The sequence below is a fragment of the Limnofasciculus baicalensis BBK-W-15 genome (genome assembly GCF_024178385.1).
Classification (GTDB): Bacteria; Cyanobacteriota; Cyanobacteriia; order Cyanobacteriales; family Coleofasciculaceae; genus Limnofasciculus; species Limnofasciculus baicalensis.
On record NZ_JAMZMM010000581.1, the window covers coordinates 1 to 2,630 of the forward strand.

Genomic DNA, 2,630 nt, shown 5'->3' on the forward strand with positions numbered 1-2,630 from the left:
CTCATAATGGTTTACAGAATTCAACGAGGTGCGTGTCTGTTGAGGGTAGTTGTATAGCAACCGCCACAGCGGTTAGGGCAATTGGCTCTAGCCCCTTGTTAAAATTTGGTAGCGGAGAATGCCTTAACCGCCTTGGCAACTGTTATATCTGTATTTATTATAGCGATGGGAACGCCAACCAGAGACATCGCCACAAGATTACGGGCGGGATCGCTTATTATAGCCAGAAGTTGGGTAATCTATATTTTTTATTCTGTTATGTATCCCTAATCTTTGACATCAGTAATATCTCTTAAATCTTCTACGCTAATTAGCTGAATTTTTATCGAGGATATTTATGACACTCAGAAGTCGGGTTTCTTAGATAGGACTTACGCAGTAAAGTGTGGAATACAAACCGCATTCCACACCAGATAATTAAACATTAGGATATTTCACCCAACAAAATTTACACCGCAGCAGCTACCTTTTCTACCGAAATCACTTTACTCAGTAAATCTTGCAATTTATCGCCTTCAATCACCTCAGTTTCTAAAATTATCTGAGCAATCTTTTCCAACAAATCGCGATTGGCATTGAGGATGTCCAAAGCTTGCTGATGAGCCGTTTCTACAATTCCCTTCACCTCAGCATCAATCGCTTTTGCCGTATCATCACTCACCATTCGCCGGGGATTCATCATCCCATCTCCCAAGAAGTTATTCTGCTGACCTTTTTCATAAGCTAATGGTCCTAAAACTTTACTCATCCCGTAGGTAGTAACCATTCGTTCAGCTAAATCTGTAGCCCGTTGCAAATCATTTGCTGCACCAGTAGTAATACTACCAAAGATAATTTCTTCTGCTGAACGTCCGCCTAACAGAGTCGCAATTTGACCGCGAAGTTCGGTATCATCCATTAAAAAGCGATCTTCCGTTGGCATCTGTAAAGTGTAACCTAATGCTGCCATTCCTCGCGGCACAATCGATATTTTAGTAACCTTACCTCCACCCGGCGTTAGTGCCCCAACTAAGGCATGTCCTACTTCGTGATAAGCGACAATCTTTTTCTCTTTGTCGTTAAGAACCCGGCTTTTCTTCTCTAACCCTGCCACAACCCGTTCAATTGCTTCAGCAAAGTCTTCCTGGGCGACAGTTAGTCGTTGATTTCGTGCGGCTAAGAGTGCAGCTTCATTAACTAAATTAGCTAAATCAGCACCAGCAAAACCAGGAGTACGAGTGGCGATTGTTTTTAAATCAATATCATCACCCAACTTGACTTTTTGAGCGTAAATTTCTAAAATCTTCAAGCGTCCAGCTACATCGGGACGATCTACCAAAACCTGACGGTCAAAGCGTCCTGGACGTAACAAAGCAGGATCTAATGTTTCGGGACGGTTAGTTGCTGCTAATACGATTACTGTCGCATCTCCAGCGGCAAATCCATCCATTTCTGTTAATAATTGGTTGAGAGTTTGTTCTCTTTCATCGTTACCACCGTAAAATCCATTACCGGAACGAGATTTACCAATTGCATCCAATTCATCAATAAAGATAATGCAAGGTGCTTTCTTTTTCGCTTGTTCAAATAAGTCTCGCACTCGCGCCGCACCTGCACCGACGAATAGTTCCACAAATTCAGAACCAGATATACTGAAAAATGGTACGCCAGCTTCTCCAGCTACTGCTTTGGCTAGCAGCGTTTTTCCGGTTCCCGGAGGTCCCACTAGCAGGACACCTTTGGGAATCCGTGCCCCAATATTGGTAAAGCGCTGGGGTGTTTTCAAAAATTCAACAATTTCCACTAACTCAGTTTTCGCTTCTTCGACTCCAGCTACATCATTAAATGTAGTTTTATTAGCATCGCTTTCGACGTAAACCTTCGCTTTGCTCTTGTTAATAGAGAGCGCTCCTTGCGCACCCCCCATACCGCCACTACGTCCGATAAAAAACTGCCAAATAGCGACGAAAATTAGTGGGGGAATCACCCAGCCCAAGATACTACCAAATAAATTGTTTTTTGGGGGTGGTGCGGCAAATTCTACTTCATTATCTTCTAGGCGCTTGGGCAAGTCCATATCGAATATTGGGGTGGTTGAAAGGACTGCGCCTGGTTGATTTTCCTCACCTTTAAGCTGGTAGCGGATCTCGTTTTGTCCCACAGAAGCCCGCGAGACTTCTCCACCTTGCACCTGATTGATGAACATACTATATGGTACGCGAGGAATTTGCGGACCGAATATAAACGGTGAGACTAGGTTAAATAGGAAGAATGCACCTGCGACGATGAGCAGAATATTGCCAATCTGTCTGCTTCGAGATGGTTGAGGTTTGTCTTTAATACTCATGGGTTTCTGTTGTTTTTCAGTTATATAAACTTTTATGTGTTTGGGCAGAAAGACCCCTTTTTTAGGGTAGCAGGATTAGTTACTATTCAAAATTCATAATTCAAAATCCACAACAAGATAATTGTTAATTTGGTATTTTGAATCCTGAATTCCAAAACAGCGGAATTGTGCTTTACCTCACCTACAAGGGGAAGAAGTGAAGTCGCCCTGTTTGTCTTTCTATAAATCAATATAGAAAATGTAAAGATTTGTTGCTATGGCTTTACACGTAGGATTAGGTAGTGTTAACCGTAACAGCTTATAC

1 protein-coding gene is annotated in these 2,630 nt (G+C 42.4%); it reads right to left on the reverse strand.

All coding sequences use genetic code 11. The features are described 5' to 3' along the window. Positions 1–448: 448 nt before the first annotated feature. Complete coding sequence (gene ftsH4 / locus NJ959_RS28340; RefSeq protein ID WP_254015105.1) at positions 449–2,326, reverse strand: ATP-dependent zinc metalloprotease FtsH4; 1,878 nt, start codon at positions 2,324–2,326, stop codon at positions 449–451. Positions 2,327–2,630: the final 304 nt, after the last annotated feature.